Raw genomic sequence first — 25223 nt, forward strand, 5'->3', positions numbered from 1 at the left:
GCCGGGCCGTTCCCGCCGGGTACGCGACCGGTCACGGGGACACCGTCGGTCGCTCGTAAACTTCATCAGGTGACCGAGACCCTCCCACCGCGCACCGTCGACCTGCCCGCCCAGTGGAACCCGGGCGAGGTAGAGGGCGTGCTCTACGAGCGGTGGGTGGAGCGCGGGTACTTCGAGGCCGACAACACCTCCGACCGGCCGCCGTTCTGCATCGTGATCCCGCCGCCGAACGTCACGGGCAGCCTGCACCTCGGCCACGCGATGGACCACACGCTCATCGACATCCTCACGCGGCGCCGCCGGATGCAGGGCTACGACGCGCTGTGGCTGCCCGGCATGGACCACGCGGGCATCGCCACCCAGAACGTCGTGGAGCGCAGGCTGGCCGCCGAGGGGCGCAGCCGCCACGACCTGGGCCGCGAGGCCTTCGTCGAGGAGGTGTGGGCCTGGAAGGCCGAGTCCGGCGGCGCGATCCTCGGCCAGATGCGCCGCCTCGGCGACGGCGTCGACTGGACCCGCGAGCGGTTCACCCTCGACGAAGGGCTGTCGCGCGCCGTCCAGACGATCTTCAAGCGGCTCTACGACGACGACCTGATCTACCGCGCCGAGCGGATCATCAACTGGTGCCCGCGCTGCCGCACCGCGCTGTCGGACATCGAGGTCGACCACCACGACGACGAGGGCGAGCTCGTCTCCATCCGCTACGGCGACGGCGAGGACTCCGTCGTCGTGGCCACCACCCGCGTCGAGACGATGCTCGGCGACACCGCGGTGGCGGTGCACCCCGACGACGAGCGCTACGCCCACCTCGTCGGCCGCGAGATCGAGCTGCCGATCGTCGGTCGGAAGATCCCGGTCGTGGCCGACGAGCACGTCGACCCCGCGTTCGGCACCGGCGCGGTCAAGGTGACCCCCGCGCACGACCCCAACGACTTCGAGATCGGCCGCCGCCACGACCTGCCGATGCCCTCGATCATGGACGAGGCGGCGGTGATCAGCGGGTCCGGCACCCGGTTCGACGGGATGGACCGCTTCGCCGCGCGAGAGGCCGTCCGCGAGGAGCTGCGCGCGCAGGGCCGCATCGTCGCCGAGAAGCGGCCGTACGTGCACGCGGTCGGGCACTGCAGCCGCTGCGACACCGTCGTCGAGCCGCGGCTGTCGCTGCAGTGGTTCGTCCGCGTCGAGCCGCTGGCCAAGGCCGCGGGCGACGCCGTCCGCGACGGCCGCGTCACGATCCACCCGAAGGAGCTGGAGAAGCGCTTCTTCGACTGGGTCGACAACATGCACGACTGGACGATCAGCCGTCAGCTGTGGTGGGGCCACCGCATCCCGGTCTGGTACGGCCCGGACGGCGAGGTCGTCTGCGTCGGCCCGGACGAGGAGCCACCCACCGGTGAGGGCTGGCGCCAGGACGAGGACGTCCTCGACACGTGGTTCTCCTCCGGGCTGTGGCCGATCTCCACGCTGGGCTGGCCGGACAAGACGAAGGACCTCGAGCGCTACTACCCGACGTCCGTGCTCGTCACCGGCTACGACATCCTGTTCTTCTGGGTCGTCCGGATGATGATGTTCGGGCTGTACGCGATGGACGGCGCCCCGCCGTTCGAGCACGTGTTCCTGCACGGGCTGATCCGCGACCAGCACGGCAAGAAGATGTCGAAGTCCAGGGGCAACACCATCGACCCGCTGGACCTCATCGACCGCTACGGCGCCGACGCGCTGCGCTTCACGATCGCCCGCGGTTCCAACCCCGGCGCCGACATGGCGCTGTCGGAGGAGTGGGTCGCCGGCTCGCGCAACTTCGGCACGAAGCTGTGGAACGCCACGCGGCTCGCCCTCAGCAACGGGGCGTCGCCCGACCTGCCGCTGCCCGCCGAGGCCGACCGCACCGACGCCGACCGCTGGATCCTCGGCCGGCTCGCCGAGGTCGTGCAACAGACCGACGCGCTGCTGGAGGACTTCCAGTTCGCGAAGGCCACCGAGGGGCTCTACCACTTCACGTGGGACGAGCTGTGCGACTGGTACCTCGAGCTGGCCAAGGTGCAGCTGCGCGACGAGCGCACCGCCGACGGCACCCGCGCCGTCCTCGGCCACGTGCTCGACGTGCTGCTGCGGCTGCTGCACCCGATCATCCCGTTCATCACCGAGGCGCTCTGGACGGCGCTGACCGGGCGCGAGTCGGTGGTCGTCGCGCCGTGGCCGACCGACGCGGGCGCCCCCGCCGACCCCGCGGCGAACGGCCGGCTGGCCGACGTGCAGAAGCTGGTCACCGAGGTGCGCCGGTTCCGCACCGAGCAGGGCCTGCCGGACAGCAGGCGCGTCGCCGCCAAGGTCGAGGGCCTGGCCGGGGCCGGGCTCGGCGACCCCGGCCCCGGCGGCGCGGCCGCCGCGCTGCGCGCGCTCGCCCGGCTCGACGACCCGGGGGAGGGCTTCGCGCCCACGGCCACCCTCGACGTCCTGCTCTCCGGCGGGCGGGTGCACGTCGAGATCGACACCTCGGGCGCGATCGACGTCGCCGCCGAGCGGGCCCGCCTGGGCCGCGACCTGGCCGCGGCCCGGAAGGAGCTGGAGCAGGCCGACAAGAAGCTGGCCAACCCCAAGTTCCTGGAGAAGGCGCCCGCCGACGTCGTGGAGAACGTCCGCACCCGCCGCGAGGCCGCGGTGGCCGAGATCGAGCGCGTGACGGCGCGGCTGGCGGCCCTGCCGGAGGCCTGACCGGGATCAGCGGGCGGCGCCCGTGGCGGCGTCGATGACGTCGGGAACGACGCCCGCCCGCGTCAGGTAGAGGGCGTGGCCCGCGCTCACGTTGGTGATCGTCGCGCCGGCGCGCTCGGCCATGTGCTGCAGCGTGGCCTGGTCGAACGACTCGTCCTCGGTGGCGATGACGGCCCAGGTGGGCTTGTCGCGCCAGGCGGCGTTCTTCACCGGGGTGGCGAACACCGACATGTCGATCGGCACCTGCGAGTCGCGCAGGAAGGCGGCGTCCTCGTCACCGGCGTCGTGGGCGAAGCCGGCCGTGAACTTCTCGCGGTTCAGGAACCCGTAGCCGTCCTCGCCGACGTCGATGACGAACTCCGGCGTTCGCCCGAAGCCCTCGTACTGCTGGGCCGTGGTCTCACCCGCGTCGGGGGCGAGGGCGGAGACGTAGACCAGGCCGGCCACCTTCGGGTGGACCCGGCCTCGGTGATGACCGTGCCGCCCCAGGAGCGGCCGACGAGGATCGTGGGGCCGTCCTGCCGGTCCAGCACCCGCGTGGTCGCCGCGACGTCGTCCTGCCTCGCCGGCCTCGTGGCGGAAGGCGCCGCCGCGCACCTCGTAGCGCCGGCGCCCGTCCCACGTCCCGCGCCACGCCTCCGCGAGCCGCTCCAGGGCGGCCTCGTCGGTGACCCGGACGGCCTCGCCCTCGACGACCACGTCCGTGCCGCGGTGAGCGGGGTGACGTGCGGGCGGCCGTCGGCGCGCACGGTGGTGATCCAGCAGAGCTCGGCCGTCGCGATGGCCCGCTCGGTCTCGGCCCACGGGGTGGCGGTGGCGGTCGGTTCGCTGGAGCGGGGGTCGAGCGAGGTGGCCGGCGCCCCTGCGGATTCCTCGGCCACCACCGTGGGACCGCCCGCGGGGCCGGAACTCGTCGGTCGGTTCAGAGGCTGACCGCCACGTCGAGCGCGGCGCCCTCGCGGACGTCGAGGTGCCGGACCCGGCCCGCGGCGCGCACGTCCGACTCGGCGAGGGCGAGCCGGGCGAGGACGTCGGGCGGGGCGGCGACCACCACCTCGCTGACGTCGGCCCGCATGGAGACCTTCGCCTCCGACTTCGCCCGGCGCACGACGGTGAGGACGTCGGTGGCCGCGGCGAGCACGGCCGGGTCGCCCGCCTGCGCCCGCAGCTCCTCGGCGTCGGGCCACGGGGCGACGTGCACCGAGCCGTCCTGCCACCACGACCACACCTCCTCGGTGACGAACGGCAGGACGGGCGCGAACAGCCGCAGCAGCACCGACAGGGCGGTGGCCAGCCCGGCGTGGGCCGACGCGGCGGCCTCGGCGCCGTGCTCGCCGTAGGCGCGGGCCTTCACCAGCTCCAGGTAGTCGTCGCAGAAGCGCCAGAAGAAGCGCTCGGTGACCTCGAGGGCCCTGGCGTGGTCGAAGTCGTCCAGCGCCGCGGTGGCGGCCTCGACGGTGTCGGCGAGCTCCGCGAGCAGGGCCCGGTCCAGCGGCGCGGTCACCTCGCCCGGGGCGGCGCCGGTGGACAGCGCGAACCGGCTGGCGTTGAGCAGCTTGATCGCGAGCCGGCGGCCGATCTTCATCTGGCCGGTGTCGAAGGCGGTGTCGGTGCCGGGCCGGGCGCCCGCCGCCCAGTACCGCACGGCGTCCGAGCCGTACTGCTCGAGCAGCGCCATGGGGGTGACGACGTTGCCCTTGGACTTCGACATCTTCTTGCGGTCCGGGTCGAGGATCCACCCGGAGATCGCGACGTGCGTCCACGGCAGCTGGCCGTGCTCGGTGTGCGCGCGCAGCACCGTGGAGAACAGCCAGGTGCGGATGATGTCGTGGGCCTGCGGGCGCAGGTCGAACGGGAACACCCGCTGGAACAACTCGTCGTCGGCGCACCAGCCGCCCGCGATCTGCGGGCTGAGCGAGGACGTGGCCCAGGTGTCCATGACGTCCGGGTCGCCGGTGAACCCGCCGGGCGCGCCGCGCTGCGCCTCGGTGTAGCCGGGCGGGACGTCGGTGCTCGGGTCGACCGGCAGCGCTGACTCGTCCGCGGCGATCGGACGGTCGTGGACCGGCTCGCCGCGCTCGTCGAGCGGGTACCAGACGGGGAACGGCACGCCGAAGAAGCGCTGGCGGCTCACCAGCCAGTCGCCGTTGAGGCCCTCCACCCAGTTCTCGTAGCGGGCGCGCATGTGCTCCGGGTGCCAGGCGAGCTCGCGGCCGCGGGCGAGCAGGGCGGCCCGCAGGTCGGCGTCGCGGCCGCCGTTGCGCAGGTACCACTGTCGGCTGGTGACGATCTCGAGCGGCTTGTCGCCCTTCTCGTAGAACTTGACCGCGTGCGTGATCCGCTCCGGCTCGCCGGCGAGCGCGCCCCGCTCCCGCAGCATCGCGACCACCCGCTCGCGGGCGGTGTGCACCGTGGCCCCGGCGAGCTGCGCGTAGGCGGCGGCGTCGACGCCGGGCGGCGGGTCGGGCAGCAGCCTGCCGTCGTGGCCGACCACGGCGCGGGTGGGCAGCTGCAGCTCGCGCCACCACAGCACGTCGGTGGTGTCGCCGAACGTGCAGACCATCGCGATGCCGGTGCCCTTCTCCGGGTCGGCGGCGGGGTGGGCGAGCACCGGCACCGCCACGTCGAAGACCGGCGTGCGGGCGCGCGTGCCGACGAGCGGGCGGTAGCGCTCGTCGTCGGGGTGCACCACCAGCGCGACGCAGGCGGGCAGGAGCTCCGGCCGGGTGGTGGCGATCTCCACCGCGCCCCCGTCGGCGCGGGTGAACAGCAGGCGGTGGAACGCGCCGGGCCGCTCGCGGTCCTCCAGCTCCGCCTGCGCGACGGCCGTGCGGAACGTGACGTCCCACAGCGTCGGGGCCTCGGCCAGGTAGGCCTCGCCGCGGGCGAGGTTGCGCAGGAAGGCCCGCTGCGCGGCCACCCGGGCGCGGGTACCGATCGTCCGGTAGGTCACCGACCAGTCGACCGAGAGCCCCAGCCGGCGCCACAGCTCCTCGAACGCGGCCTCGTCGGAGGCGGTGAGGCGCTCGCAGAGCTCGATGAAGTTGCGCCGCGAGACCGGGACCTGGTGCTCGCCGGGCTGCTCGGGCGGCTCGAAGCTCGGGTCGTAGGGCAGCGCGGGGTCGCAGCGCACGCCGAAGTGGTTCTGCACCCGCCGCTCGGTGGGCAGGCCGTTGTCGTCCCACCCCATCGGGTAGAACACCGCGCGCCCGCGCATCCGCTGGTAGCGGGCGACGACGTCGGTGTGGGTGTAGGAGAACACGTGCCCGACGTGCAGCGACCCGCTCACCGTCGGCGGCGGGGTGTCGATCGCGAACACCGCCTCCCGCGGCCGGGTGCGGTCGAACGCGTGTACGCCCAGCTCGTCCCAGCGCCGGGCCCACCGCGGCTCGAGGCCGTCGATCGTGGGCCGCTCCGGCAGGGCGGGACGGGGCGGTGTCATGCGGCAACGGTAGCCGGGCGGACGCGACGCCCGCCGCGGGTTTCGCCGCGTTCCGGCTCGTAGACTCGACCGCGTGAGCGACGAGCGCGACGCGCGGCCCGAGGGCGAGGGCGAGATCGCATCGCCGGAGGACGCGGTGCTGTCGCACGTCCTCGGCACCATCCGCGGCGAGGACACCCCGGACGCGGTGCCCCCGGTCTCGGCGTCGATCCGCTACGAGGACTTCCTCGCCACCGAGCAGGAGCTCGACCGGCGGTGGCCGGAGACGGTCATGGAGCCCTCGCTCGAGCGGATCTCGGCGCTCGTGGACGTGCTGGGCGACCCGCACCGCGGCTACCCCGTCGTCCACCTGACCGGCACCAACGGCAAGACCTCCACCGCGCGCATGGTCGACGCACTGCTCAGCGAGGTGGGGCTGCGCACCGGTCGCTACACGAGCCCGCACCTCCAGCGGGCCACCGAGCGGATCAACATCGACAACCGGCCGATCACGCCCGAGCGGTACGTGCAGGTCTACCGGGACGTGAAGCCCTTCGTGGAGCTGATCGACCTCAAGGAGGGGGTCGCGCTCTCCAAGTTCGAGGTGCTCACGGCGATGGCGTTCTCGGCGTTCGCCGACGCGCCGGTGGAGGCGGCGATCCTCGAGGTCGGCCTCGGCGGGCGCTGGGACGCCACCAACGTCGCCGACGCCGCGGTCGCGGTGATCACGCCGATCGGCCTCGACCACGCCGAGTACCTCGGCACCGACGTCCTCGGCATCGCCCGCGAGAAGGCGGGCATCATCAAGCCCGGCTCCGTCGCCGTGCTCGCCGCGCAGGACAAGGCCGTGGCCGACGTGCTGCTGGAACGCTGCGCCGAGGTCGACGCGCAGGTGGCGCGCCAGGACGTCGAGTTCGGCGTGCAGGAGCGGGAGGTGGCCGTCGGCGGCCAGATGCTCGCGCTGCGCGGCCTGGGCGGCACCTACGACGAGGTGTTCCTCCCGCTGCACGGCGAGCACCAGGCGAACAACGCGGCGCTCGCGCTGGCGGCCGCCGAGGCGCTGGTCGGCGCGGGCCCGCAGCAGCCGCTCGACGCCGACGTCGTGCGGGCGGCGTTCGCGGGCGTCACCACGCCGGGCCGCCTGGAGCGGCTCGCCGCCGGGCAGGGCGTGCCGACGGTGCTCGCCGACGCCGCGCACAACCCGCACGGGGCACGGGCGCTCGCCGCCGCGCTCACCACGGAGTTCCGCTTCGACCGGCTGGTCGGCGTGCTCGGGGTGATGCGGGAGAAGGACGTCCGCGGCATCCTCACCGAGCTGGAGCCGGTGCTGCAGGAGGTGGTGGTCACCGCCAACTCCTCGCCGCGGGCGATGGACCCCGACGAGCTGGGCGCGCTCGCCGCCGAGGTGTTCGGCGCGGACCGCGTGAGCGTCGAGCCGGTGCTGAAGACCGCCGTCGAGCAGGCGGGTGAGCTGGCCGAGGAGGGCGGCGAGTCCGGGGTGGGCGTCGTCATCACCGGGTCCGTGGTCACCGCGGGTGAGGCGCGCGCTCTCTTCGGCAAGGAACCGGCGTGACCGCCCCCGACCCGCTCAGGGGTCTGCGGGGCGTGTACGCCGCCACGCTCACGCTCGAGGCGATCGTCGTGGCGCTCTCCCTGCTGGTGCTGTCGAAGTTCGGCGAGGGCGCTACCGCGTTCGGCGTCTCGGTGATCACCGGGCTCGCCGTCGCCATGCTCGTGGCGGCGGGCCTGCAGCGCAGGCCGTGGGGGCTCTGGCTCGCGCTCGCCCTGCAGGCCGTGATGATCCTCTGCGGGCTGCTCGTGCCGGCGCTGGGCGTGATGGGCGTGGTGTTCGCGCTGGTGTGGGGCGGGATCCTGCTGATGCGCCGCGACCTGCTCGGCAAGATGGCGCGCGGTGAGCTGCCGAGCCAGCGGGTGCGCGATCCCTGACGCGGGCGGGCGGAGCGCCGCCGATACCCTCGACCGCGTGACTGAACGCACCCTGGTCCTCGTCAAGCCCGACGGCGTGCAGCGCCGCCTGATCGGGGAGGTCATCTCCCGCATCGAGCGCAAGGGGCTCGACATCGTCGCCCTCGAGCTGCGCACCGTCCCGCGGGAGCTGGCCGAGCAGCACTACGCCGAGCACGACGGCAAGCCGTTCTTCAACGACCTGCTCGAGTTCATCACCTCCGGCAAGGTGCTCGCGGCCGTCGTCGAGGGCCCGCGGGCGATCGCCGCGTTCCGCCAGCTCGCCGGCGGCACCGACCCGGTCGAGAAGGCCACGCCCGGCACGATCCGCGGCGACTTCGGCCTGGAGACGCAGTTCAACCTCGTGCACGGCTCCGACTCGCCGGAGAGCGCCGCCCGCGAGATCAAGCTCTGGTTCCCCAACCTGTGATCGCGGGGCCGGACCTCGTCACCGAGGCCGGCCCGGCCACCGCGGCGTCCCTCGGCGCGCTGTGGACCGCCGTGACCCGCGCCGGGGGCGCCGTCGGCTTCGCCCCCGACGCGCCGGAGGCGGACATCCGGGAGGCCGCCGAGCAGGCGGTCGCGGACGTCCGGGCGGGGCGCGCGCAGATGTTCGCCCTCACCCGCGGCGATGATCTCGTCGGCACCGTCTTCCTCCGGCGGGGCGAGAAGGCCACCGTCCGGCACCGCGCCGACGTGGTGCGCCTGATGGTGCACCCGGACCTGCAGGGCCGCGGGTGGGGCAAGGCCCTGCTCGACGCCGCGGTGGCGCACGCGACGGCGCTCGGGCTCGAGCAGCTGCTGCTGTCCGCGCGGGGTGGTACCACGCTGCCCGACTTCTACGAAAAGCTCGGCTGGAGGCAGGTCGGCCGGTTCCCGGACGCGCTGCGCATCGGCCCGGGCGACCTGCGCGACGAGCACTGGTTCCAGCTGAAGCTCAGCTGACCACCTCGAAGGGGCGCTGCAGCGCGCGCAGCTCGCTCGCATCGTGCGCGCAGAAGATCGTGATGCGGTCGGCGTTGTCGCGCACCAGCTCGCGCAGCCGCTCCTGGTTGGCCAGCCGCAGCCCGCGCGCGGTCTCCATCCGCCGCTGCATCCAGCGCAGGCCCGGCGGGCAGGCGGGGGCGTCGGCGCGCATCTCACGGCGGTGGAAGTACGCGTCGCCCGCGTGCAGCAGCCAGCCGTCCCCGTCGCGCACGGCGACGCCGGTGTGGCCGACCGTGTGGCCGGCGAGCGGCACGAGCCGGATGTCGGCGTCCACCCCGGGCAGCGCACCGACGGCGGCGAAGCCGAACCACTCCTCGCCCTGCGGGTCGTGGGTCACCCACCGCGGCCCGTGCGACCACTGGGCCCGCGGGTAGCGGGTGCGCTCCCTGGACGTGCGGGCCGAGCGCGCCGCCTCCAGCTCGCTGCGCAGCACGTGGACCCGGGCGTGCGGGAAGTCGCGCAGCCCGCCGCCGTGGTCGAGGTCGAGGTGGGTGAGCACGACGTCGCGGACGTCGTCGGCCGAGAAGCCCAGCGCCTCGATCTGCCGCAGCGCGGTCTCGGACTCGTCGAGCACCGGCCGGGCCAGCCGCCGGAACCCGCGGGTGAGCGAGGCGTCCGGGTCGCGGACGTCGTCGACGCCGTAGCCGGTGTCGACGAGGACGAGCCCGTGGTCGGCCTCGACGAGCAGGCAGTGGCAGATCATCTCGGCGGTCGCGAGGAGCGGGCCGCTGCCGCTCACCAGGCGGCCGCCGAAGGGCCGCATCGTGCCGCAGTTGAGGTGGTGGACCCTCATGCCGGTCTCCGTTCGGGTGTGAGCAGGGCGCGCAGGTGCGCGCCGACGGTGTGCAGGGGAGCGACGTCCCGGCGGGTGCGGGCGAGCAACAGGGCCCCCTCGACGGCGGCGACCAGCACGGTGGCGAGGCCGTCGGCGTCGTCCACGCCCGCCGCGCGCAGCCGGTCGGCGACGAGCGCCTCCCACGAGTCGTAGACGCCCGCGCACGCCGCCCGGATCGCCTCGCTCTGCGCCGCGGCGTCGAGCGCGACCGTCGCCACCGGGCAGCCCTCCCGGAAGTCGGTGGCGACGAGGTGGTCGCCGAGCAGGGCGAGCACCTTCTCCAGCGCTTCTGCGGGGTCGGCCCCGGATCGCATCGCCTCGGCGATCGCTGCGCACAGCTCCTCGCCCGCCCGCTGCAGCGACTCGACCGCGAGCTGCTCCTTCCCGCCCGGGAAGTGGAAGTACAACGAGCCCTTCGGCAGGCCGCCCTCGGCGAGCACCTGGTTGAGGCCGGTGGCGTGGTAGCCCTGCGCCCGGAACAGGTGGGCGGCGGTCCGGATGGCCCGGTCCCGCGTGTCGGTTCTCCTCGGCACGCCCCGAACTATAGAGACTGGTCTACTTACTGTCGAGGGTGGGTTCCGGGACCGTGCTCGTCCGGACCGCCCGGCTCGTCCCGGCGAGCGTGAGGGCGGCGAGTGCGGCGAGGCCGAGCAGCAGCACCGGGGGCGCGACGGCGTGGTCCACCGCGGCCAACGGCAGGGCGGCCGCGAACCCGATGTAGGAGATCGCCTGGTAGGCCGCGGTGAGCCCGGCCAGCTGCCCGGGGCGGGCCATGCGCTGCACCTCGGCGAGGCCGCACACCTGGCAGCAGCCGTACGCCGCGCCGAGCACCACGACCGACGCGACGACGAGGAGCGGGTCGGTCGTCGCCGCCGCGGCGGCCGCCACGAGCAGGCCAGCGATCGCCAGGCCCATCGCCACCGCGAGCAGCTGCCCGGTCCCGCCGCGGGCGACCCGGCGCGCGAGCGGCACGACGCTGATCCCGGCGGCGGCGGCGATCAGCGTGACGAACGTGCAGAACAGCAGCACGAAGCCGCCGAGGCGGTGGGCGACGAGCCCGGGGAGGTACGCGATCCCCACCGCGACCACGCCGAACACCCACGGCGCCAGCGGCACCACCACGGTGCGGAACCGCCGCGAGGTCACGCCCGCGATGCGCAGCCCGCCCGTGCCGCCCGCGCTGGTCTCCGGGGTGCGCAGCACCAGGGGGAGGGCGGCGAGGGTCAGGGCAAGGTGCGGAAGGTAGGGCAGGACGGTGGGCGCGGGCGCCCACTGGGCCAGCACGCCCGCCGCGAGGGGGCCGAGCCCGAACCCCGCGGTCATCGCGACCGTCGCCCGCCGCGGCCCGCGTTCGGTGCCGCCGACCGAGCCCGCGCTGAGCTCCCGCACCCAGGCCGCGCCCGCGCTGAAGCCGGCGCCGCTCGCGAAGCCGGCCACGAGCCGACCGGCGAACAGCCATCCGACGCCGTGGCCACCCGCGAGCAGGAGGGCGGAGGCGGCGCCGGATGCGGCCAGCGCCGCCAGGGCCACCGGGCGCCGCCCCCAGCGGTCCGACACCGGGCCGCCGAACAACAGCCCGGGGACCAACCCGACGACGTACACCGCGAACACGGCCTGGACGGTCGCCGCGCCCACCCCCAGTTCGGCCCGGTACACCAGCAGGAGCGGGGCGAACTGCTGCGCCCCCCAACCCACCGCGGCCACCGCCACGCCCGCTCCCCGCCACGCCGTGTCGCGCCGCCGCTGCAGCACACCCGTTTCGTCCACGCCGGGGATGCTGCGCGGCGGCGAGTCGGACGACGAGTGGCCGGAACGCCAACATGCGTACAGTTCCGGACATGCACACCGTGGCGCTCGCCGTGGCCGGGGGACAGTCCCTGCTGGAGGTCGCGGTCGCGTTCGACGTCTTCGGGATCGACCGCTCCGCCCTCGCCGATCCCTGGTACGACCTCGTCGTCTGCGCCCCGGCCGGGGCCCGGCTGGGTGGGGCGTTCCAGGTCAGCACGCCGCACGGGCTCGACCGGCTCGTCGGCGCCGACACCGTGATCGTGCCCTGGAGCCACGACGTCGAGCGGCACGAGCCGCCTGCGGACCTGGTCGACGCGGTGCGGGCGGCCCACGCGGCGGGGGCGCGGATCGCGTCGATCTGCACGGGGGCCTTCGTCCTGGCCGCCGCCGGGCTGCTGGACGGCAGGCGCGCCACCACCCACTGGATGCACGCCGCGGAGCTGGCGCGCCGCCACCCCCGGGTGCGGGTCGACCCGGAGGTGCTCTACATCGACCACGGAGACGTGCTCACCTCCGCCGGCAAGGCCGCGGGCCTCGACCTGTGCCTGCACCTCGTCCGCAGCGACCACGGCAGCGCCGTGGCCAACGCGCTCGCCCGCCGCCTGGTGGTCCCGCCGCACCGGGACGGAGGGCAGGCGCAGTTCATCAAGGCGCCGGTCCCGTCCCATGTCGAGGGCGGGCTCGGGGGAGTGCTGGGCTGGGCGCTGGAACGACTCGACGAGCCGCTGACGGTCACCGACCTCGCCCGCGCGGCCCGGATGAGCGAGCGCACGCTGACCAGGCGGTTCCGGGCGACCACCGGGACCACGCCGCTGCAGTGGCTGCTCGCCCAACGGGTGCGCCGCGCGCAGGAGCTGCTCGAGACCACCGACCTCGGTGTCGAGCAGGTCGCCGCGCGCACCGGCCTCGGCACGGCGGCCACGCTGCGCAGGCACTTCCACCGCACGGTCGGGGTCCCGCCGGACGCCTACCGCCGCTCGTTCCACGGGCGACCGCCGAGCGCGGCGTAGCGGCCGGGCCGGCCCGCTGCCCCGGCGAAATGGCACCGCACCCTGTCGGGGAATCCGGCTAGCGTGCAGGTCGTGGGGGACGGACTGGTTCAGGCACGGGGGTTGCGCAAGCGGTTCGGAGCGTTCGAGGCCGTGCGGGGCATCGACGTCGACGTCGCCCGCGGGGAGGTGTTCGGGTTCCTGGGGCCGAACGGCGCCGGCAAATCCTCCACCATGCGGATGATCGCCTGCGTCTCCCCGCGCTCGGGCGGCGAGCTGCAGGTGCTGGGCATGGACCCGGCCACCGACGGGCCGCGGATCCGGGCGCGCATCGGGGTGGTGCCGCAGCTGGACAACCTCGACCAGGAGCTCACGGTCCGGCAGAACCTCGAGGTCTACGGGCGCTACTTCGGGCTCTCCCGCGCCCACGTCCGCGCCAAGGCCACCGAGCTGTTGGAGTTCGTCCAGCTGGCCGACCGGGCCGACGACGAGGTCGAGCCGCTGTCGGGCGGGATGAAGCGACGGCTCACCATCGCGCGGGCGCTCGTCAACGACCCCGAGCTGCTGCTGCTCGACGAGCCGACCACCGGGCTCGACCCGCAGGCGCGCCACCTGTTGTGGGAGCGGCTCTACCGGCTCAAGCGCGAGGGCGTCACGCAGATCATCACCACCCACTACATGGACGAGGCCGAGCAGCTGTGCGACCGGCTCGTCGTCATGGACGGCGGGCTGATCGTGGCCGAGGGCTCCCCGGCCGAGCTGATCGAGCGCTACTCCACGCGGGAGGTGCTGGAGCTGCGGTTCCCGACCGGGGCCGCACCGCCCGCGGAGGCGCTCGCGCCGCACGCCGACCGCGTCGAGGCCCTCCCGGACCGGCTGCTGCTCTACACCGCCGACGGCGAACACGCGCAGGCCGCCGTCGCGAGCGCGGGCCACCGCCCGCTGTCGGCGCTCGTGCGGCGCTCGACGCTGGAGGACGTCTTCCTCCGGCTCACCGGCAGGAGCCTGGTCGAATGACCGCCACCGAGGTGCGCGCCCGCTCCACCGGCCGGGACCCCGGCCCGGTGCGCGGCGTGCTGCTCGTGGTCGAGCACGCGTGGGTCTGGTACCGGCGCAACTGGCGGGCCACGGCCGTGTCGTCGATCCTGCAGCCGCTTCTGTTCCTGCTGGCGTTCGGCGTGGGGTTCGGCTCGCTCGTGGAGGGCGGCGAAGGCGTCGCGGCGGCCACCGGCGGACCCAGCTACCTGGTGTGGCTCGCGCCCGCGCTGCTCGCCGTGTCGGCCGCGCAGACCGGGGTGTTCGAGTCGACCTACCCCGTCCTGTCCGGGTTCAAGTGGCAGCGCCACTACCACGGGATGACGGCGGGCCCGGTGTCACCGGCGCAGGTCGCGCTGGGCCACCTCGCGTGGGTGGCGCTCAAGATCGCCGGCTGCGGCGCCGTCTACGTCGGGGTGATCGCGGTGTTCGGCGGGGTCGCGAGCGCGGGGATCGTCGTGTCGCTCGCCGCTGCGGTGCTCACCGGGGTCGCGGTGGCCGCGCCGGTCACCGCCTACTCGGCCACGCTGGAGAGCGAGGGGGCCGCGTTCAGCGTGCTGTTCCGGTTCGTCGTCATCCCGATGACGTTGTTCTCCGGCACGTTCTTCCCGATCGACCGGCTCCCGGGCTGGGTGCAGCCGCTCGCGTGGGTGTCGCCGCTGTGGCACGGCACCGAGATCGCCCGTGCCGCCGCGCTCGACCGCTGGCAGCCGTGGGCCGCGCTCGGGCACGCCGCCTACCTGCTCGCGCTGCTCGTGCTCGGCGCGGTGCTGGCGGCCCGGCTCTACACCCGGAGGCTCCAGCCGTGACCGCCGTCGACGAGCCCCCCGCCCCGCCGACGTCGACGGCGCTGGTGCGGCTGCTGCTGCCCGCCGGCAGCTATGCGGGCCGGTCGCGGGCGTTGCTCCTGCGCGCGGTCACCGTGTCGCGCCGAGCGTGGCTCGCGTTCGTGTCGGGCTTCGCCGAGCCGGTGTTCTACCTGCTCGCGATGGGGCAGGGCCTCGGCTCCATGGTGGGCGCGCTGCCCGGCCCGGACGGCACGCCGTTGAGCTACGCCGCGTTCATCGCCCCCGGCCTGCTCGCCGCGTCGGCCATGAACGGCGCGGTGTTCGACTCCACGTTCAACGTGTTCTTCAAGCTCAAGTACGGCCGCATCTACGAGGCGATGCTCGCCACCCCGCTCGGCCCGGTCGACATCGCGCTCGGCGAGATCGGCTGGGCGCTGATCCGCGGTGGCCTCTACGCGCTCGGCTTCCTCGCCGTGATGGGGATGTTCGGCCTGCTGGTCTCGCCGTGGGCGCTGCTCGCGCTGCCGGCGGCGCTGCTCGTGGCGTTCGCGTTCGCCGCCGTCGGCATGGCCGCCACGTCGTTCATGCGCTCGTGGCAGGACTTCGACCTGGTCACGCTCGCCGTGCTGCCGATGTTCCTGTTCTCCACCACGTTCTACCCGCTGTCGGTCTACCCGCGGTGGCTGCAGATCGTGGTGGAGTGCCTGCCGCTCTACCACGCGGTCGAGCTGATGCGCGGGCTCACCACGGGCGTCGTCCACGTCGGGCTGCTGGGGCACCTCGCCTACTTCGCCGTGATGATCGCCGTCGGGGTGGTGGTCGCGGCGCGCAGGCTGGACGCGCTGCTGCTGCGGTAGCGGTCGTGACACCGTCGGGCGGATCGGCGGTTTTGTCCGGCTGATCCGAGGAACAATGGGGGCATGACGGTCCTGTCGCCGGGCCCCACCCGGACCGATCTCATCCGCAACGTCGTGGTGGCGGTGCTCGCGATCGCGCAGGTCGTGGTCGCGGCGACGGCCGGTGATGCGATCGGGACGATCGCGCGCGACTACACCACGCCGCTGCTCGCGGCCGGGTGGGCGTTCGCGATCTGGACGTTGATCTACGCCGGGTTCCTCGGCTACGCGGTCTTCCAGGCCCTGCCCGCGCAGCGGGCCCGGCAGGTGCACCGCAGCACCGGGTGGTGGCTCGCGGCCTCGGCGGTGTTCAACGCCGGCTGGGTGCTGTCGTTCGGGGCCGGCTGGCTGCCGCTCGCGGAGCTGATGATCATCGGGCTGCTGGTGTGCGTCGCCCTCGTCTTCGGCCGCTACTGCCACACCCCCGCCGAGAGCGTCCTCGAACGCGTCGTCGCCCGCGGCACGGTCGCGGTCTACGCGGGCTGGGTCAGCATGGCCACGCCGCTGGGTACGGCGGCCACCGGCGTGTGGATCGGGCTGCCGGGCACCGGCGCGCTCGCCACGATCGCCGCCGTGGTGGTGCTGCTCGCCGTCACCGGGATCGTGGCCTGGGCGATCCTCTCCGGCAATGCGGTGGTCCCGTTCGCGCTCGCCGTCATGTGGGCGCTCGTGGGCATCGCGCTGAACGACCGGCCGTCGGCCGTGGTGATCGCGTGCGCGTTCGCGGTCGTGGTCGTGCTCGCCGCCATCGCGCGCCGCATCGGCACCGCCGGTTACCGCGTGCGCGCGGCCTGGGGCTGAGGGGCCCGGCCCGGCCGAGGGGAGGCCCCGCCGCGTACGGGGCTACCCTGGACAAACATGACGGCACCGTCGATTTTCCCGGACCTCGAGCCGCTGCTCCCGCGCGTCTCGAAGCCGGTGCAGTACGTCGGCGGCGAGCTGAACGCGCAGGTGAAGGACTGGGAGTCGGCCGCGGTCCGGTGGGCGCTCATGTACCCGGACGCCTACGAGGTCGGCCTGCCGAACCAGGGCGTCATGATCCTCTACGAGCTGCTCAACGAGCGCCCCGACGCGCTCGCGGAGCGTTGCTACGCGGTCTGGCCGGACCTCGAGGCCCTGATGCGCGAGCACGGGGTGCCCGCGTTCACGGTCGACGCCCACCGCCCGCTGGGGGCGTTCGACCTGATCGGGGTCAGCTTCGCCACCGAGCTCGGCTACACGAACCTGCTCACCGCGCTCGACCTCGCCGGCATCCCGCTGCACGCCGTCGACCGGGGGATCGACCACCCGATCGTGGTCGGGGGCGGCCACGCCGCGTTCAACCCCGAGCCCGTCGCCGACTTCATCGACGCCGCGGCGATCGGCGACGGCGAGGAGGTCGTCGGCGAGATCACCGACGTCGTCAAGGCGTGGAAGGCCGAGGGCCGCCCGGGCGGGCGCCGCGAGCTGCTGCTGCGGCTGGCCGGCGTCGAGGGCTGCTACGTGCCGTCGCTGTACGAGGTGAGCTACGGCGCCGACGGCGCGATCGCCGCCGTCACGCCGGTCGACCCGCGCGTGCCCCGCACCGTCACCAAGCGCACCACCACCGACCTCGACTCCTGGCCGTACCCGAAGCGGCCGCTGGTCCCGCTGGCCGAGACGGTGCACGAGCGCGCCAGCGTCGAGATCTTCCGCGGCTGCACCCGCGGCTGCCGCTTCTGCCAGGCCGGGATGATCACCCGACCGGTGCGCGAGCGGTCGCTGCGCGGCATCGGCGAGATGGTCGACCAGTCCGTCCGCGCGAGCGGGTTCGACGAGGTCGGGCTGCTGTCGCTGTCGAGCGCCGACCACTCGGAGATCGCGGAGATCACCAAGGGCCTCGCCGACCGCTACGAGGGCACCAACACGTCGCTCTCGCTGCCGAGCACCCGCGTCGACGCGTTCAACATCGACCTCGCCAACGAGCTGTCGCGCAACGGCCGCCGCTCCGGGCTCACGTTCGCCCCCGAGGGCGGGTCGGAGCGGATCCGGCGCGTGATCAACAAGATGGTGTCGGAGGAGGACCTCATCCGCACCGTCTCCGAGGCGTTCGCGCAGGGCTGGCGGCAGGTCAAGCTCTACTTCATGTGCGGCCTGCCCACCGAGGAGGACGAGGACGTCCTGCAGATCGCCGACATGGCCCACAACGTGATCCGGGCGGGGCGGGAGGCGTCCGGCCGCAACGACGTGCGCTGCACGATCTCCATCGGCGGGTTCGTGCCCAAGCCGCACACCCCGTTCCAGTGGGCGGCGCAGGCCTCGCCCGAGGTCATCGACTCCCGGTTGCGCAAGCTGCGGGAGAAGGTCAACAGCAACCGCAAGCTCGGCCGCAACGTCGGCATGCGCTACCACGACGGCGAGCCGTCGCTGATCGAGGGGCTGCTCGCCCGCGGCGACCGCCGCGTCGGGCGCGTGATCGAGCGGGTGTGGCGCGAGGGCGGCCGGTTCGACGGCTGGAGCGAGCACTTCTCCTTCCAGCGCTGGGTCGACGCGTGCGCGGCCGAGCTGGAGCCGCTCGGCGTCTCGCTGGACTGGTTCACCACGCGGGAGCGCGACCGCGACGAGGTGCTGCCCTGGGACCACATCGACTCCGGGCTGGACCGCGACTGGCTCTGGGACGACTGGCAGGACGCGCTCTCGGGGCGGGAGCAGGACGACTGCCGGTGGACGCCGTGCTTCGACTGCGGGGTGTGCCCCGCGACGGGTACCGACATCGAGGTCGGCCCGAGCGGCACCACGCTGCTGCCCCTGACCGTGGTGAACCCGCTGAGCGGGGGGCCGCGGCGCGAGCCGGCGAACGTGCCCGGGGGGAACGCGGGCGCAGGTGGCTGAGACCGGCGCCGAGTTCGGGCAGCAGGTCAGCATCCGGGTCGCCGACGAGCGCGACCTCGGCGCGCTCGCCGCACTGCGCCGGGCCTGGCTGGAGGAGCGCCTCGGGTACCCGGTGGAGGACCCGGGGTTCGAGGCGTCGTTCGCGCAGTGGTGGCGGGTGGAGCTGCCGCGCCGCACGTTCTGGATCGCCGAGGTCGGTTCGCCGCGCAGCGGCTACACCGCGGTCGGCTCGATCAACGTGCTGGAGATCGTGCACATGCCGCGTCCCGGCGCGCGCGGTGGGCGGATCGGGCACGTGGGCAACGCGTTCGTGCTCGCCTCCTTCGCCGACCGCGGGGTGCCCGCCGCGCTGCTCGACGCGGTGGTGGAGCACGCGCGGGCCCGCCGCTACCGGAGCCTGCTGCTGGCCCCGACCCCGGGCAGCGCGCCGTTCTACCGCCGCGCCGGCTTCGAGCCGGCCGGGGACGGCTTCCTGGTCCTCGAACCGTGAGCGGCCGGCCGGTGGCGTCGCGCCGACGGGCGGGCCGAGCCGGTTGATCTCAAGGCCCCAGGTCGAAGATCGCTGTGGAATCCGACACCATGCCGGTCAGCACGAGACGTCGGCCGTCCGGTGTCACAGCCACCCCGCCGACCTGCTCTGCGTGCGCCGGGGATGCCAACGGTGTCCGCAACGGGGTTTCGGACACGACCTGCCCGGTTGCGGTGTCGACCGTGATCAGTCCGTCATAGCGGGCGATGTACAACCAGCGGCCGTCCGGGCTGAAGCACGCAGCTTCCGCGGAGCGGTCGTAGAGCGGCGTACCCAGCGCCGAGCCTCCACGGGTGAGCTCGCCGACCTGGTCTCCCACGTAGTACGTGCGCCCGCCGGACGAGAACACGTCCGAGACCGACTCCGTCGACGGTACGGGGACCGTGGTGCGGGTCGTGACGTCCAAGCGCAGCACCGGCCCGGGTGACGGCTTCACGTACACCTGACTTCCATCCGCCGAGATGCCCAGAACGCCGTCGTGACGCGCCGGGATCGGCAACGGCCGGCCCGGGGCATGACGCCCGCGGGCCGGCCGCTACCTCGTCCCAGGGCTCAGCCGGTCACGGCCGGGCCTCGTAGACGATGTTGAACGGGGTGGCGAGGACCCGCCGGAACCGGGTGAACCCGGCGTCGGTGATCACCTGGCGGAGCGCGGCCTCACCGGCCTGCGCGCCCAGCGCGTAGCCGCCCTCCTGCGAGAGCGCGTTCGGCACGCAGAGGAACGTGGAGCCGTTGTAGTACAGCCGCCCCACGGGGTTGAAGTTCTCCTCGACGACGTCCGACGCGTACGGCTCGACGATCAGCCACGTGCCGTCGGGCGCGAGCGCCTCCCGGATCCGCTTCGCGGCGCCGAGCGGGTCGCCCATGTCGTGCAGGGCGTCGAACATCGCCACGAGGTCGAAGCCGCCGCCGGTGAACGTCTGGGCGGTGGCGACCTCGAAGCGGACCCGGTCGCCCACCCCGGCCTCGGCGGCCTTCTTGCGGGCCAGGTCGATCGACTCGGCGTGGTAGTCGTAGCCGACGACCGTCGTGTTCGGGTACGCCTGCGCGATCAGCACCGACGACGAGCCGAGCCCGCACCCGACGTCGGCGACCCGGCCGCCCGCGGTGAGCTTCGCCCCGACCCCGTCCAGCGCGGGGATCCACTCCGGGACGAGCGACGCCACGTAGCCGGGCCGGTAGAAGGCGTCGACCCCGACGTGCACGTCCTCGTGGTGGTCGTGCCACGCCACGCCGGCCCCGGTGCGGAAGGCCTCGGTGATCTGCGGCTCCGCCCGCAGGTACCCCAGCGCGGTGAGGAACGCCGCTGACACGTTGGGCCCGTTGGGGTCGGCGAGGCAGAACGCCTGCTCCGCGGTCAGCGAGAACTCGCCGCTGGCGGGGTCGTAGCTGACGTAGCCGCCCGCGGCCTGGCCGCGCAGCCACTCGGTGAGGTACCGCACGTGGCAGCCGGTGCGCTCGGCGAACTCCTCGGGGGTCGCCGGGCCCTGCGCGAGCGCGCGGTAGAGGCCGAGCCGGTGGCCGACGACGACGAGGCCGGCGGCGCCGGTCGCGGCGAAGTCGGTGACGACCCGACCCATGAACTCGGTCACCTTCTCCTGGTCCATGTCGCTTCCTTCCTGCTCCAGGTGGGAGGAAGGTTCGACGGCCGCGCTGTCGCGGCGGGCACACGCGCTTTCACGGCGCTGTCTTCTTCACGGCGCTGTCTTCTTCCCGCCGTCTTCATCTGCGCTGGTGAGGCGGGCATGCTTGCCGGGTGAGCCTCAGGCTGGAGGTGCTCGGCCCGCTGCGGCTGGTCGTCGACGGGACCCCGGTCGACGTGCCCGGGCCGAAGCGGCGCGCCGTGCTCGCGCTGCTCGCGCTCGCCGAGGGCCGGGTCGTCACCGTGGAGCACCTGCTGGACGCGCTGTGGCCGTCCGAGGTGCCGGAGTCGGGGCGCCAGGCCCTGCACACCCACGTCTCCCGCCTTCGGGCCCACCTCGGCCCGACGGTGGACCGGCTGCAGACCCGCCACGACGGCTACCGGCTCGACCTCACCGCCGAGGAGCTGGACCTCACCCAGGCCCGGGAGCTGCTCGCCCGGGCGCGCGCCACGTCGGGGCCCGAGGCGTTCGAGCTGCTTCGCGACGCGCACTCGCTGTGGCGGGGCCCGGTGCTCGCCGACCTCACCGAGGTCGCGCCGATCGCCACCGCCGTCGAGGGCTGCGCGCGGCTGCACCGCGACGTGACCGACGCGCTGGTCGCCGCGGGCGTCTCCGCGGGCCGGGCGGGCGACGTCGTCGGGCTCGCCACCGAGGCGCTGGCCGCCGACCCGCTGCGGGAGCCCGCCGCGCTGCTGCTCGTGCGCGCGCTCGCGGGCGCGGGGCGCACGGCGGAGGCGCTGCGCACCGCGCGCGAGTTCCGCACCCGGCTGGCCGACGAGACCGGGCTGGACCCGACGCCCGCCCTGGGCGAGCTGGAGCGCGAGGTCGCCGCGGGGGCGGCCGGGCCGCCGCCGGCCACGCCCGAGCAGCCGGTGCGCCCCGCGACCCGGCTGATCGGCCGCGACGACGAGGTGGCCGAGCTGGACGACCTGCTCGCGCGCGAACGCCTCGTCACCGTCGTCGGGCCCGGCGGCGTCGGGAAGACCAGGGTCGCGCTCGAGGTCGCCGCGCGCCGGGAGGGCACCGTCCGGCTGCTGCTCGCGCCCGTGACGGAGCCGGCCGCGATCCCGCACGCGTTGGCCGGGGCCCTCGGCCTGCACGTCGTGCGGGGCGACGTCCTGTCCGCCTGCCTCGCCGTGCTCGCCGACCGCAGCGGGCTGCTCGTGATCGACAACTGTGAGCACCTGCTCGACGCGGTCCGCGACGCCGTCGAGGCCGTGCTGGCCGGCTGCCCCGGGCTCGCCGTCCTCGCCACGAGCCGGGAGCGGCTCGGGCTGGCCGCCGAGCACACCTTCCGGCTCGATCCGCTACCGCTCCCCGGCCCCGACGCGGACCTGCGGCGCGTGCCGTCGGTCGCGGTCTTCCTCGACCGCGCGGCGCGCGTCCGCCCCGACGCCGTCTCGACGCGGGCCGAGCTGCGGGTCGTCGCCGACATCGTGCGGCGCCTCGACGGGATGCCGCTCGCGATCGAGCTCGCCGCGGGCAGGCTGTCCACCTTCTCCCTCGCCGACCTGCACCGGCGGCTCGACCGCAGCCTCGACCTGCTCGGCGGCGGCCGGCCGAGCGGCGACGCGCGGCACCGGACCCTGCGCGCGACCGTCGAGTGGTCCTACCAGCTCCTGCCCGACGACGAGCGGTGGCTGTTCCGGCAGCTGTCGGTGTTCGCCGACGGGGTCGACATCGACGCCGCCGAGCGGATCGCCGCCGAGCGGGACACCGACCCGGGCACCGCTCTCGCCCACCTCGTCGACGCCTCCATGATCAACGCTGACTTCGGCGGCGCCACCCGGTACCGGATGCTGGAGACGCTTCGGGCCTACGGCCTCGACCGGCTCGCCGCGGCCGGGGAGGCCGATGCGGCGGGGGAGCGGTTCGTCGCCTGGGCGGTCGGGCTGGCCGAGTGGATCCAGGCGGAGCTGTGCACCGAGCGCGAGCCCGAGGCCGACGCCGTCCTGCGCCGCGAGCTGGGGAACCTGCGCGCCGCGTGGCGGCTCACCCGCACCGGCGGGGCGTTCGACGCCGCGGCCGCGATCGTGGTCGCGCTGTTCGACGCGCTCTACCGGGACCTGGTGGAGGTCCGCGGGTGGGCCGAGGAGCTGGCCGAGGATCCGGCGGTCGCGACCCACCCGCTGGGGCCCGCCGTCCTCGGGGCGGCCGCCGAGGCCGCCTACCAGGGTGGCGACCTGCCGCGGGCCGAGCGGCTCGCCCGCACCGGGCTGGAGCGGGCCACCGACGACCGCGCCTCGTTGTACTGCCGGCTGCCGCTGGCCTGGGTGGCGCTGGCCCGCGGGGAGTACGCGGAGACGGTGCAGCACTGCCTGGCCGCCGCACCCCTCGAGCCGCGCCCGAGTGAGGCGTTCGGCGGGGCCGCACTCGCGACCGCCTACGCAGGCGACCTCGACGAGGCGCGGGCGCTGGTCGCGCGGGGACGGCCGCCGGCCCGCTCGTTGTCGATGCGGGCCTTCCTCGACTACGTGGCAGGGGAGATCGAGAGCCGGGCCGGCGACGCCGAGCCGGCGGAGCGGCACTACGAGCGCGCCATCGACCTCGCCCACCGCAGCGGCGCGACCTTCCTCGTCGGGGTCGCGACCGTCGGCTTGCTCACCGTGCGGGCCGCCGGCGGTCGCCTCGGCGACGCGCTGCGCGGCTACCGCGAGGTGATCGACTACTTCGCGCACACGGGCAACTGGACCCACCTGTGGGCCACCCTGCGCGACCTGGCCGGGCTCCTGCGCACGCTCGGCGACGACGAACCGGCCGCGCTGCTCGTCGCCGCGGCCGCGGCGGCACCGGACGCGCCCGTCGCCGTGCCGCCGCCCCCGGTCGTCCCCGGGACGCCGGTGCTGGGGCGCGGTGAGGTGCTCGACGTCGCGCTGCGGGCCGTCGAGCGGCAGCTCACGGCGCGACGAAGGACTCAGCCCCCACCCACGCCGTGTAGCGCTGCACCCCGAGCGCAGCGATGAGCCCGCTCGTCTGCGTCACCTGGGCCGCCAGCGCGCGGACCTTGCGGGCCGCCGTTCCCGGGTCCAGCCGCAGGTCGAGCGCCAGCCGCTCGGCGGGCGCGGCGACCGGGTAGCCCGGCTCGTAGATGCTGAGCTCCTCGCCCAGGCCGCGCCACTTCCGCACGTGCGGCTCGGAGAGCGCGGCGTACAGCAGGCGGGCACCCCGCGGCGCCGCGCGCTCGAACGCCTTGGTGGTCCACGCGGAGACCGTCCGGTGGTCCGGGTGGCCGGTGATGCCGTCCGGGCCGAACGTGACGACGGTGTCCGGTCGGACGCGGTCGATCAGCTCGCAGAGCTTCGCGACCGCGCCCGCCACCTCGGCCTGCTCGCACCCGCCGTCGCGGTAGCCGAGCCAGTGGTGCTCGGTGACGCCGAGGATCTCCAGGCAGCGCGCCAGCTCCACCGTGCGCTCCGCGGCCAGCCGCTGCGGCGGCCACCCGTCCGGGTCGGGCGTGCCGAGCTCGCCGCGGGTGGCCGTCGCGCACACCACCCGCGAGCCTGCGTCGGTCGCCAGCGCCATGAGCCCGCCGGACAGGTAGGCCTCGTCGTCGGGGTGCGCCCACACCCCGAGCACCGTGCCGAGATCGGTGATCATGACCGAACCTCCTTCGTGAGCATCCCGTGCAGGACCAGCCCGGCGCCACAGCAGGCGAGCGGGATCAGCCCCAGCGCGCCCGCGCCCGCCCGGTCGACGACGACGCCGCCGAGCACGGCGCCGGCCGCGAACCCGAGGTGGACCGCCGAGCTGTTCAGGGCGAGCAGCAGCGGCGCCGGGCCCAACCCGGCCACCCGGTGCTGCTGCGCGGCCACGAGCCCCCACGCCGCGGCGCCCCACGCGACCACCACCGGGAGCGCTGCCGGCCCGTCGAGGTGCGGGAGCGCCGCCAGGCCTGCCCCCAGCACGACCAGCGCCGCGGCGGCGACGCGCCGGCTGCCGAGGCGGTCGACCGCGGCCGCGCCCCACCGGGTGCCCGCGAGGCCCGCGATCCCGAACAGCGCGATGGAGGGCCCCAGCGGGCCGTCCACGAGCAGCGCGAGGTAGGTGAAGCTGCTGTTCGACGCGGCCATCGCCAGGAACGTCACGGCGAGCGTCCCGGCCACCGCGGGCGAGCGCAGCGGCCGCAGCCGTTCGGCGAGCGTCGACCGCGGGGGCGGGTCGGCGCCGAGCCCGCCGCGCGCCAGGCCGGCCGCGGTGGCCACCGCGAGCAGTGCGACCAGCGCGAACGCCGCGCGCCACGACAGCAGCCCGGCCAGCAGCACGCCGAGCGGGGCGCCGCACACCGTCGCGAGCGCCGAGCCGGTGAGCACCGCGCCGAGCGCGCGGCCGCGCCCGTCCTCCGGGGCGCAGGCGATCGCCGCGGCTCCGGCCGCCGGCGCGTAGGCCGCCGCGGCGAGCGCGCTGCCCGCCCGGGCCACCAGCAGCGCCGCGAGCGTGGGCGCCAGCGCCGAACCGAGGTTGAACAGCGCGACCAGCGAGAGCGAACCGATGAGGACCTGCCGCAGCGGCCGCGCGTAGAGCAGGGCGCCGAGGACGGGGGCGCCGACGGCGTAGGCGAGCGCGAACACCGTGACCGCGAGGCCCGCCGATCCGACCGGGACGCCGAGGTCGGCGGCGAGGCCGGGGAGCACCCCGGCGACGACGAACAGCTCGGTGCCGATCGCGAACGCGCCGAGGCCCAGCGGCCCGGTGGTGGTGCGCGCTCCCGGGGTCATCACGGTGCCTGGCATCTCGACCTCCGTCCCGTGGTTCGGGATCGACCGTGCGGGGGCGCGCTCGCAG

General features: G+C 74.8%; 23 protein-coding genes. 14 read left to right on the forward strand and 9 right to left on the reverse strand.

What is annotated here, in order from left to right; translation table 11 throughout:
• Positions 1-69: 69 nt before the first annotated feature.
• Entirely contained in the window at positions 70-2715 is a 2646-nt protein-coding gene (locus VKZ81_RS06660) for a valine--tRNA ligase (protein WP_324240539.1), read from the forward strand.
• 6 nt (positions 2716-2721) lie between these two features.
• Here the strand turns inward: VKZ81_RS06660 and VKZ81_RS06665 are convergent, their stop codons facing one another.
• Positions 2722-3162, reverse strand: coding sequence for an alpha/beta fold hydrolase (locus tag VKZ81_RS06665; RefSeq protein ID WP_324240540.1), 441 nt, complete (start codon positions 3160-3162; stop codon positions 2722-2724).
• Positions 3163-3186: 24 nt separating this feature from the next.
• On the opposite strand from VKZ81_RS06665, the gene VKZ81_RS06670 reads away from it, so the two are divergent.
• Positions 3187-3648: a hypothetical protein gene (locus VKZ81_RS06670; RefSeq protein WP_324240541.1), complete on the forward strand. Its 462-nt coding sequence runs from the start codon at positions 3187-3189 to the stop codon at positions 3646-3648.
• Here the strand turns inward: VKZ81_RS06670 and valS are convergent.
• Positions 3638-6157, reverse strand: coding sequence for a valine--tRNA ligase (valS, locus tag VKZ81_RS06675; protein ID WP_324240542.1), 2520 nt, complete (start codon positions 6155-6157; stop codon positions 3638-3640). The genes VKZ81_RS06670 and valS overlap by 11 nt on opposite strands.
• A 73-nt stretch (positions 6158-6230) precedes the next feature.
• Here valS and VKZ81_RS06680 point away from each other — a divergent pair, with 73 nt between their 5' ends.
• Genes VKZ81_RS06680 through VKZ81_RS06695 form a run of 4 tightly spaced genes read left to right on the forward strand, consistent with a single transcriptional unit; the run spans position 6231 to position 9046 of the window.
• Positions 6231-7709: a bifunctional folylpolyglutamate synthase/dihydrofolate synthase gene (locus tag VKZ81_RS06680; RefSeq protein WP_414709335.1), complete on the forward strand. Its 1479-nt coding sequence runs from the start codon at positions 6231-6233 to the stop codon at positions 7707-7709.
• Positions 7706-8083 (forward strand): DUF4233 domain-containing protein, encoded by a 378-nt coding sequence (locus VKZ81_RS06685; protein WP_324240543.1) that lies wholly within the window; start codon positions 7706-7708, stop codon positions 8081-8083. Before VKZ81_RS06680 ends, VKZ81_RS06685 begins: the two co-directional genes overlap by 4 nt.
• A gap of 37 nt (positions 8084-8120) precedes the next feature.
• Positions 8121-8531: a nucleoside-diphosphate kinase gene (gene ndk / locus VKZ81_RS06690; RefSeq protein WP_324240544.1), complete on the forward strand. Its 411-nt coding sequence runs from the start codon at positions 8121-8123 to the stop codon at positions 8529-8531.
• Complete coding sequence (locus VKZ81_RS06695; RefSeq protein WP_324240545.1) at positions 8528-9046, forward strand: GNAT family N-acetyltransferase; 519 nt, start codon at positions 8528-8530, stop codon at positions 9044-9046. Before ndk ends, VKZ81_RS06695 begins: the two co-directional genes overlap by 4 nt.
• Here VKZ81_RS06695 and VKZ81_RS06700 read toward each other — a convergent pair.
• Genes VKZ81_RS06700 through VKZ81_RS06710 form a run of 3 tightly spaced genes read right to left on the reverse strand, consistent with a single transcriptional unit; the run spans position 9039 to position 11690 of the window.
• A complete protein-coding gene (locus tag VKZ81_RS06700; RefSeq protein WP_324240546.1) occupies positions 9039-9881 on the reverse strand; it encodes an MBL fold metallo-hydrolase in 843 nt (280 codons plus the stop codon). The genes VKZ81_RS06695 and VKZ81_RS06700 overlap by 8 nt on opposite strands.
• Positions 9878-10456 carry a TetR/AcrR family transcriptional regulator gene (locus tag VKZ81_RS06705; RefSeq protein WP_324240547.1) on the reverse strand — a complete coding sequence of 193 codons (579 nt, stop codon included), beginning with the start codon at positions 10454-10456 and terminating at the stop codon, positions 9878-9880. Before VKZ81_RS06705 ends, VKZ81_RS06700 begins: the two co-directional genes overlap by 4 nt.
• 22 nt (positions 10457-10478) lie before the next feature.
• Positions 10479-11690: an MFS transporter gene (locus tag VKZ81_RS06710; protein WP_324240548.1), complete on the reverse strand. Its 1212-nt coding sequence runs from the start codon at positions 11688-11690 to the stop codon at positions 10479-10481.
• A 71-nt stretch (positions 11691-11761) separates the two neighbouring features.
• Between VKZ81_RS06710 and VKZ81_RS06715 the strand changes: the two genes are divergently transcribed.
• The 7 genes from VKZ81_RS06715 to VKZ81_RS06745 all read left to right on the forward strand — a co-directional run bounded on the left by VKZ81_RS06715 (position 11762) and on the right by VKZ81_RS06745 (position 18759).
• Positions 11762-12721, forward strand: coding sequence for a helix-turn-helix domain-containing protein (locus VKZ81_RS06715; protein WP_324240549.1), 960 nt, complete (start codon positions 11762-11764; stop codon positions 12719-12721).
• Positions 12722-12793: 72 nt separating this feature from the next.
• Positions 12794-13717 carry an ABC transporter ATP-binding protein gene (locus VKZ81_RS06720; protein ID WP_324240550.1) on the forward strand — a complete coding sequence of 308 codons (924 nt, stop codon included), beginning with the start codon at positions 12794-12796 and terminating at the stop codon, positions 13715-13717.
• Complete coding sequence (locus VKZ81_RS06725) at positions 13714-14544, forward strand: ABC transporter permease (RefSeq protein WP_324240551.1); 831 nt, start codon at positions 13714-13716, stop codon at positions 14542-14544. The genes VKZ81_RS06720 and VKZ81_RS06725 overlap by 4 nt, the downstream gene beginning before the upstream one ends.
• Positions 14541-15380, forward strand: a complete 840-nt coding sequence (locus VKZ81_RS06730) for an ABC transporter permease (RefSeq protein ID WP_324240552.1) — start codon at positions 14541-14543, stop codon at positions 15378-15380. The genes VKZ81_RS06725 and VKZ81_RS06730 overlap by 4 nt, the downstream gene beginning before the upstream one ends.
• Before the next feature lie 63 nt (positions 15381-15443).
• Positions 15444-16220 carry a TspO-related membrane protein gene (locus VKZ81_RS06735; RefSeq protein ID WP_324240553.1) on the forward strand — a complete coding sequence of 259 codons (777 nt, stop codon included), beginning with the start codon at positions 15444-15446 and terminating at the stop codon, positions 16218-16220.
• 57 nt (positions 16221-16277) lie between these two features.
• Entirely contained in the window at positions 16278-18269 is a 1992-nt protein-coding gene (locus VKZ81_RS06740; protein WP_324240554.1) for a TIGR03960 family B12-binding radical SAM protein, read from the forward strand.
• Complete coding sequence (locus tag VKZ81_RS06745) at positions 18262-18759, forward strand: GNAT family N-acetyltransferase (RefSeq protein ID WP_324240555.1); 498 nt, start codon at positions 18262-18264, stop codon at positions 18757-18759. Before VKZ81_RS06740 ends, VKZ81_RS06745 begins: the two co-directional genes overlap by 8 nt.
• 49 nt (positions 18760-18808) lie before the next feature.
• Here the strand turns inward: VKZ81_RS06745 and VKZ81_RS06750 are convergent, their stop codons facing one another.
• The gene (locus VKZ81_RS06750; RefSeq protein ID WP_324240556.1) at positions 18809-19240 is read right to left on the reverse strand and encodes a WD40 repeat domain-containing protein; all 432 of its coding nucleotides are present in this window, start codon (positions 19238-19240) and stop codon (positions 18809-18811) included.
• Positions 19241-19358: 118 nt separating this feature from the next.
• The gene (locus VKZ81_RS06755; protein WP_324240557.1) at positions 19359-20405 is read right to left on the reverse strand and encodes a class I SAM-dependent methyltransferase; all 1047 of its coding nucleotides are present in this window, start codon (positions 20403-20405) and stop codon (positions 19359-19361) included.
• A gap of 149 nt (positions 20406-20554) precedes the next feature.
• On the opposite strand from VKZ81_RS06755, the gene VKZ81_RS06760 reads away from it, so the two are divergent.
• The gene (locus tag VKZ81_RS06760; RefSeq protein WP_324240558.1) at positions 20555-23404 is read left to right on the forward strand and encodes an AfsR/SARP family transcriptional regulator; all 2850 of its coding nucleotides are present in this window, start codon (positions 20555-20557) and stop codon (positions 23402-23404) included.
• Here VKZ81_RS06760 and VKZ81_RS06765 read toward each other — a convergent pair.
• Both VKZ81_RS06765 and VKZ81_RS06770 read right to left on the reverse strand, forming a co-directional pair.
• Positions 23337-24038 carry a PIG-L deacetylase family protein gene (locus VKZ81_RS06765; RefSeq protein WP_324240559.1) on the reverse strand — a complete coding sequence of 234 codons (702 nt, stop codon included), beginning with the start codon at positions 24036-24038 and terminating at the stop codon, positions 23337-23339. The genes VKZ81_RS06760 and VKZ81_RS06765 overlap by 68 nt on opposite strands.
• A complete protein-coding gene (locus VKZ81_RS06770) occupies positions 24035-25171 on the reverse strand; it encodes an MFS transporter (RefSeq protein ID WP_324240560.1) in 1137 nt (378 codons plus the stop codon). Before VKZ81_RS06770 ends, VKZ81_RS06765 begins: the two co-directional genes overlap by 4 nt.
• Between the last annotated feature and the right edge of the window lie 52 nt (positions 25172-25223).

The organism is Pseudonocardia sp., from assembly GCF_035305885.1.
Classification (GTDB): Bacteria; Actinomycetota; Actinomycetes; order Mycobacteriales; family Pseudonocardiaceae; genus Pseudonocardia.

Bases quoted from the DNA above. Each gene is read 5' to 3' on its own strand.
- VKZ81_RS06670 (WP_324240541.1), top strand. From the start codon at position 3,187: ATGACCGTGCCGCCCCAGGAGCGGCCGACGAGGATCGTGGGGCCGTCC.
- VKZ81_RS06735 (WP_324240553.1), top strand. From the start codon at position 15,444: ATGACGGTCCTGTCGCCGGGCCCCACCCGGACCGATCTCATCCGCAAC.
- VKZ81_RS06770 (WP_324240560.1), bottom strand. From the start codon at position 25,171: ATGCCAGGCACCGTGATGACCCCGGGAGCGCGCACCACCACCGGGCCG.
- VKZ81_RS06715 (WP_324240549.1), top strand. From the start codon at position 11,762: ATGCACACCGTGGCGCTCGCCGTGGCCGGGGGACAGTCCCTGCTGGAG.
- VKZ81_RS06765 (WP_324240559.1), bottom strand. From the start codon at position 24,038: ATGATCACCGATCTCGGCACGGTGCTCGGGGTGTGGGCGCACCCCGAC.
- VKZ81_RS06700 (WP_324240546.1), bottom strand. From the start codon at position 9,881: ATGAGGGTCCACCACCTCAACTGCGGCACGATGCGGCCCTTCGGCGGC.
- VKZ81_RS06740 (WP_324240554.1), top strand. From the start codon at position 16,278: ATGACGGCACCGTCGATTTTCCCGGACCTCGAGCCGCTGCTCCCGCGC.
- VKZ81_RS06755 (WP_324240557.1), bottom strand. From the start codon at position 20,405: ATGGACCAGGAGAAGGTGACCGAGTTCATGGGTCGGGTCGTCACCGAC.
- VKZ81_RS06725 (WP_324240551.1), top strand. From the start codon at position 13,714: ATGACCGCCACCGAGGTGCGCGCCCGCTCCACCGGCCGGGACCCCGGC.
- valS (WP_324240542.1), bottom strand. From the start codon at position 6,157: ATGACACCGCCCCGTCCCGCCCTGCCGGAGCGGCCCACGATCGACGGC.